General features: G+C 72.9%; 4 protein-coding genes and 1 pseudogene. 2 read left to right on the forward strand and 3 right to left on the reverse strand.

Going from position 1 to position 6,919, the window contains the following annotated elements; genetic code table 11:
* The 3 genes from QH283_RS03030 to dtd all read right to left on the reverse strand — a co-directional run.
* On the reverse strand, nucleotides 1–591 hold a 591-nt coding region (locus QH283_RS03030; protein ID WP_280501496.1), incomplete at its 3' end, for a DUF4352 domain-containing protein.
* Between the two features lie 220 nt (nucleotides 592–811).
* Nucleotides 812–2,323, reverse strand: a complete 1,512-nt coding sequence (locus QH283_RS03035; RefSeq protein ID WP_280501497.1) for a hypothetical protein — start codon at nucleotides 2,321–2,323, stop codon at nucleotides 812–814.
* A gap of 148 nt (nucleotides 2,324–2,471) precedes the next feature.
* On the reverse strand, nucleotides 2,472–2,903 hold the full coding sequence (gene dtd, locus QH283_RS03040) for a D-aminoacyl-tRNA deacylase (protein ID WP_280501498.1): 432 nt from the start codon (nucleotides 2,901–2,903) through the stop codon (nucleotides 2,472–2,474).
* A gap of 225 nt (nucleotides 2,904–3,128) precedes the next feature.
* On the opposite strand from dtd, the gene QH283_RS03045 reads away from it, so the two are divergent.
* Nucleotides 3,129–3,440 (forward strand): hypothetical protein, encoded by a 312-nt coding sequence (locus tag QH283_RS03045; protein ID WP_280501499.1) that lies wholly within the window; start codon nucleotides 3,129–3,131, stop codon nucleotides 3,438–3,440.
* Nucleotides 3,441–3,467: 27 nt separating this feature from the next.
* Nucleotides 3,468–6,919 (forward strand): annotated as a pseudogene (locus QH283_RS03050) (hypothetical protein); the annotation flags it as partial.

Consider the following 6,919-nt stretch of genomic DNA (forward strand, 5'->3'; position numbering starts at 1 on the left):
GGGGGGGGGGTGCCCCCCCCTGTGACCTTCCCGCTCCCGGGGGGGCCGGGCCCCCCGGGCGACGGCATGCAGCACGAGGGCGGCCGGGGTGGCGTCCTCGGCGATGTCGAAGGCCAGTTGCAGGGTGGTCGAGGCGCCGGGACCGTACTCGTGGCGGAACTCGCCGTTGAGCGCCATGGTGGCCTTCAGATGCGGCGTGTAGGCAGCGCCGTTGTCGTCGAGCAGCTCCTGATAGGAGTAGTCGAAGACGCTGCGGGTGTCGGAGGTGTTGGTGACCTGCACGTGCACGACGGCGAACTGGCCCTCCGCCTCGTCGCCGGAGGTGGGGCCGCCGATCCGGGGGATCTCGATCTCGGTCTTGGCCAGGATGAATTCGAACTGACCGTCGCGCACCGGCAGCGCGCTGCGCGCGGGCACCGGCAGCAGCGCGTACTTGCCCTCGCCGGAGGGGGCGTCGGATTCGCCGCCGCAACCTGCGGCGACCAGGCACACCGCGCCGAGCAGGAGGGCGAGCCAAGCGGGTAGGAGCCGGGAGTAAAGCTTGCCGTCGGTTCTTCGCGGGGCTCCGGGAACGGTATTGCGCGGCTTCATCACACGTTTCTCACTGTTGTAGCGGTCACGACGTCGTAGCGGTCACGACGCGGCCTGCCCGGTCACCGCGGACCGGCCGCGAGGAGCACTGTAACCGCACTTATGCGACGCGACACAAGTTTTGTGATACCGACACGGTTTGCCTCGCATCGACTCGTCGGCGGGGCGCGACCGGCAACGACCGGCCGCGAACCCGGAACGCGGTGCCCGCGACGGGAACTCAGCGCGCCGGATCGCCGCGGAAGAACAGCACGTGATCGTGGTCGATCAGCGGCATGGTCTTGCGGATCTGGCGCAGGCCGCTGCCGGGCAGATAGGTGAGATTGGCGAAGCTCTGGGTGTTGCCGAACGCCACCCGCAGCTTGTTCTCGGTGGCGAAGTGCGCGCCGTAGGCGGCCAGCCAGCCGAAGTCCAGCGGGCCGAGCGGCTGGGTGGTGCCGCCGCCGGGCACGCGGCCCAGCGCCGCGTACTGGATGGGCTTGCCCCGCTCGTAGCGGCACAGCTCGTAGCTGGTGTTGTCGGTGGCGGTCACGCTGACCACCGGCCACTGGGAGGACAGCCGCAGCGCCAGCGGATGGGTGCCCACCGGGGTGAGTTCCCAGTTCAGGCTCATCACGGTGACCCAGCCGCCGTAGGACAGGTCGACGATGACGATGTCGTCGCCGAGCGCGGTGGCGTGGTTCATCTCGGCCTCGCCGATGCCCCAGAACGACTCCGACTGCGCGCGATAGGTGCTCGAGTCGACCGGGCGGGCATCGTCCATCGCGTAGGCGGCGACGATGGCCTTCTTGATCTGGTCGATGGCGTCGCGATCGGGGCAGCGCACGCCGAGCGCGCCGAAGGTGGGGCCGATCTCCACCGGCAGCGACGGTGGCTCGGGATCGGAGCCGGGCTGCAACGGCCGCAGGCCGACCAGGGCCAGCCGCCAGTTGATCTCCTCCACCGTGGACAGATCGCCCGAGGTCTTGCGCAGGATCTGCTGCTGGGTGAGCCTGCCCGCCGCCTCCAGGGTGCGGCACTCCAGTTCGGTGAGCGCGGCCAGCGACTTCGGGGTCAGATCCAGATCCCTGACCCCGCAGGCGCGCAGCCGGATCTGCAGGCTCATCGGGGTGAAGGCCGAGTAGCGCTCCCGGTACATGGAGATGGCCTGCTTGCGCGAGCGCCCGACCATCAGGGTGCGCAACAGGGTGCTCAGGCTGGCCAGGTACTTGCCCGCCAGCTCGGGATTGGCGGTGGCCAGTTCGGCGCGGATGCGCGCGGCGTCGACGGTGGCGGCCACCGCGGCGTCCTGGTCGAGCTTGCCCAGCCACACCCCGCACTTGCCGAGGCCGTCGGCGCAGGTGCCCGCCACGTGCGGATAGCGCTCGGCCACCTCGCGGTAGGTGTGGCAGGCGTTGCGGATGGTGGTGACGGCCAGCTCGCGATGCCCGGTCTGACGGGTGACCTGTTCGAAGACCCGCAGCGCCTCCTGCACCGCGCCCGCGTGCTGGGCCGAGACGTAGCCGTTGAGCAGCCAGTGCAGCCGGATGCCCACCGACTCCTGCGCCGGGGCGATCGCCTCGGCGGTACGGTCGCGCGGCGCGCCGTTGGTCCTGGTCGCGAGCAGCGCCTTGGCCAGTTCGCACAGTGAGGCCGCCAGCGCCAGTTCGCTCTCGGCCGTGCGATCCCTCGCCGCGCTGCGATCCACCGCCACCTGGCGCTCGATCGCGCTCAGTTCCATCGCGATCTTCAACTCCCGCTTCACCTTCCGACACGGCGGTCCGGGCCGCGTGCTCGCCGCAGTGTGCCACATCGCGGGCCGATCCGCTGCCGGAGGGCGCGCAACCGTGCCCTCTCCCGCTCTGCCCGGCCCGGCGGCATGCGCGGCGCGTCTGCTCCGATCAGGCCTCGAGCAGCACTGTCACCGGCCCGTCGTTGGTGAGTTCGACACTCATGTGTGCACCGAACCGGCCGGTCGCCACGGTCGCGCCGAGGGCACGCAACTCTTCGGCGAACGCCTCGACGAGTGGTTCTGCCACCGCGCCAGGCGCCGCCGCCGACCAGGACGGCCTTCGCCCCTTGGCGGTGTCGGCGTAGAGGGTGAACTGGCTGATCACCAGGATCGGCGCGGAAAGGTCGGCGGCCGAGCGTTCGCCGTCGAGGATGCGCAACCGCCAGGTCTTCTCCGCCAGCGTCCGCACCTTCGCGAGATCGTCGCCGTGGGTGACGCCGACCAGGGCGAGCAAGCCGTGCCGGTCGGGCTCGATCCGGCCGACCACCGCACCGTCCACGGCGACCTGCGCCGAGGTGACGCGCTGTAGCAATACACGCATCGTCCGATCCTCGCACGCGGCCGGTCGCGGTCCACCCGGTGACCACCCCGCGGGCTGTGATCGCCTGCGCGAGACCAGGATTCGATCCGCAGTCGGCTCCCGGGCACCGGGCGTTCATGTCGGCGCCACGCGCGCGTCGCCCGCCGCTGGCACCGTCGGTATACGCGATCGCGAAGACGAGAAGCGGCGGCCGTCGCCCGCCACGCGGTTCGAGGAGTGATGTGCATGAGCAGTGTCGAGAACTACCCGTATCTGCTGGACAGGGCCGCGGGCGCGACGGGCGGCGTGCGTGACGCCGTCGGTGCCGTGCTGGCCACCCTGGCCTCCTCGCTGGCCGGTCGTGGCGAGCCGTGGGGGCGGGACAGGATCGGCAGGCGGTTCGCCGACGGCGCCGACGGCTACCTGGCCTCCAAGAGGAACCTCGAGCAGAACGCAGCCGCGATCGCCGAGACCTTCGACCGGTTCAGCACCACGCAGTACGACGCCGCACGGATGTGGCGTGCCACGGAAGCGGGCAACGAGGGGCAGTTCGGCTGACCGGATCGGCACGGAGCGCAACCGCTGATGGCCGAGTTGCCCGACTATCTGCGCTGGCTGGAATGGGTCGCCGGCTCGGACTGGCCGGAGGGTGACCCCGAAGGCATGTTCGCCGTCGCCGACGACTGGCGCACCGCGGCCGCGGGACTGCGCGCCGTCCTCGACGACATCGACGCCGCGAAGTCCGCCTCGCTCGCCGCCTATCCGCAGGGCGAGGGCATCGAGAAGATGGCCGAAACCTTCGATGATCTGCGCAGTGGCGACCAGTCGGTCGAGGAGCTGGCGAAATACTTCGACAGCGTGGCCGAGGTGGCCGACGCGGTCGGCACCGAGCTGGAATACGCCCAGCTGATGATGATCTCGTCGCTGGCTCTGCTGGCCGTCGAGATCGCCGCGGCGTGGGTCTTCCCGCCGACCGCGCCTGCCGTGGAAGCGGCCGCGATCGGACTCACCCGGGTGGGGATCAGAATCCTGGCCGAGCAGTTGATGAACCGGGTCACCCAGCACCTCGCCCGGCTGGTCGGGCAGAAGGTCGCCGCGTTCACCGTCCGGCACCTGGCGCTGGACACCATGATCGGCACTTTCCAGGAAGCCGGCGTCCAGGGCTACCAGCTGGCGCGAGGCCACCGGGCGGACTTCGACGGGGTGCAGCTGGCGGTCACCGCGGTCGCTTCGGCGGCGGGCGCCGGCGTGGCGAGCCCGATCGGGGATCGGCTCGGCCACCGGCTCGCCGGCATGCCGGACTTCCTCCGGGGCGCAGTCACCGGCGGCACCGCGGGCGCGTTCGGCGCCGTGGCGGGTTTCGGTGCGAGCGTGGTCACGCAGTTCGGAATCGACGCCTACCGGTACGGCTGGGACAAGGCATGGGAGAACGCGGCGAACACCGAGTTCGATCCGCGCCTGCTCAGCGCCGGGGTGTCCAACGGCGCGCTCGCGGGCGGCAGCCGGGCGGTGGCCGACTCCTTCCACCGCGGCAGACACCCCGAGTGGTATCCCGCGCCGGACGACGGTACGCGCGGGCACCGATCCACCACCCCCGCCCCGGACACCGCCGCGAGCCGGCCCGCCGCCGAGGGCGATCGGCCCGCCGCACCCGGACCCGATTCGGAGCCGACCCGTCCCGCGGGCGCGGCACCCGCCGCACCCCGGGCGCAGGGACCGGCCTCGACGGAGGGCACTCGTGGCCCGGCGGGTGATCCGGCCTCGGAGCACCGCCGGATGCCGGAGCCGACCGGGGCGTCGGAGGGCAACCGTTCTCCTGACCCGGCGGTCACGGACGGCCGCGTCGTGTCGGAGCGGGCCGCCCCGCCGGACGGTCCCCGAGGTGCGGATCCGGCCGGAGTTCCTGACGGCAGCCGGGCGCAAGACCCGGTTGCGGCGGCGTACGCCGACCGTGCCGCCGATCCTGCTGTGCCGATCGGTGATCGGGGTGCCGTTGAGCCTGTTGGGCCGGTGGGTGATCGCGGTGCCGTTGAGCCTGTCGGGCCGGTGGGTGATCGGGGTGCCGCTGAGCCTGTTGGGCCGGTGGGTGATCGCGGTGCCGCTGATCCTGTCGGGCCGACTGGCGATCCCGGTGCCGCCGACCCGGCGGGAGGGCCGGCCGGCTCCCGTTCGCCGGAGCTCGCCGCCGCGACGGAGGCGGTCTCGTCCCCGGACGGGACCGTGGCGAACGACGTCCGTGGCGCCGCCACGCACCAGGATGCCGTCGGCACAGCGGAGACCGGCCCCTCATCGACCGGACTTCCCGGCTCGCAGACTTCGGCGTCGGCAGGCGAGCCGCCAACCACCGGCCAGGCCGCACCGAGCCCGGCCGCCACACCCGACGCGCCGCTGTCGACCACCGGACCGGTCGGGAACGCCAACCCGGCCGTGCACGCGGGCCCGGTGCGAGAGCGGTCGGTCCACCGGCACACCACCGACCCCGATGCCGCCGACCCGCCGACCGCCGCCGACCCGCCGGCCGCCGACGGAGCCGCGTCCCGTCCCGGCCTGCCGGCCGACTCGGCAGGCGCGTACCGCGACCTGTTCGCCGACGCGGGTGCGCGCCCGATCACCGATCGCGTCGGTCTGGTGCAGGGGGAGCACCCGAGGATCATCGTGGCCGGTCCGCGCGGGCGCCCCACGGCCCCGCTCGCCGATCACGATGCCGCGCTGGCGGAGGCGTTGCGGCGCAGCGGTGCGCTCGCGCAGGCGATGGTCCGGCCGGAGACGACCATCGAGTACCGCGCCCTCGTCGCCGACCGGGAGGGCGCCTGGCAACCGGTGCACCTGCCCGCGCCGGTGCGCGAATTCCTCGTCGCCCCGCCCGGCAACGGCAACCCCGGCCTGCACCTGACCCGCTGGCGCGCCGGCGACGGCAGCTGGCACGAGGTGGATCCCACCCGACCGGAGTGGACCACCGGACGCGACGACAGCGGCGTGCCGAAGAAGTTCAGCCCGCGCGACCTGCCCGAGGGAGTGAGCGGCTGGGCGGTGAACCCGCTGCAAGCCGGTGTGGTCGACGTGTTCGTCGATCCGCCCGCGGGCACCCCGCCCGGCGCGATCAACCATGGACTCCTGCCCGCCATCCCCGGCGGCAGCCCGGTCACCCACGGCATCGACACCTACACGCTGCCCTTCGCCGACGTCTTCTACCACACGATGCGGATCATCCTGGAGACGGCGAAACTGTCCGGCTTCACCTGGTTCGCCGACCCCGCGAACCCCACCAGGGTCCGTCCCGGTTTCCGGGGTCACCCGTGGTTCCGCAACCGGCCCGCCGACGTGCAGCCGATGGTGCGGGAATGGAACCCGGCCGAGCACACCCCCGACAACGGCGATCTCACCCCGGAGTTCCGGGAGCGTCGGCGGGCGCAGCGCGAGGCGTGGGCACGGGTGCAGCGATGGGCCGAGGACGAGTACGCGCGCTATCGCGCCGACGACAGCGATATCGACCGCATCGCGGACAACCTGGCCGAGATCCTCGCCGATCAGCCGGACGATCCGCGGCCCGAGTTCGGCCGCGCCGAGATCGAGCAGATCAAGAACCACCTCATGCGCGACGAGCACCTCATCCGCGACCCCCGGGACGGCACCCTGGTCCGCCGGACCCTCGACGCCATCGCCGACGTCGCCGAGGCCTGGAATCGGCTCATCGACGGCACCCCCCTCCCGCAGGACCTGGTGTTGCTGCGGGCCGCGCTCGCGGAGTCGAACTTTCTGCGCGCCGATCCGATCGCGACCTGGCGCGACGCCGAGCAGCACGCCATCGGCCTCGGCCACGACTGGCACGCCGACCGCCCGCCCCGCACCGGCTGGCGCGCGGGCATCCCCTACGCCCCGGCCGGGATCGCCGTCGACCCCGTGTGGCTCCCGCCGGGGGCGGGCGAGGTCTCCGCGCCTCCGGCAGCGGGCGAGGGCGGGGCGCCCCCGCCCCCCCCCCCCCCGCCCGGGCCCGCCGCGCCGGGGGGCCCCCCCCCCCGGCGCCCCCCCCCCCCCGC

Origin of the sequence: Nocardia farcinica, assembly GCF_029867845.1 — a bacterium.
Classification (GTDB): domain Bacteria; phylum Actinomycetota; class Actinomycetes; order Mycobacteriales; family Mycobacteriaceae; genus Nocardia; species Nocardia farcinica_A.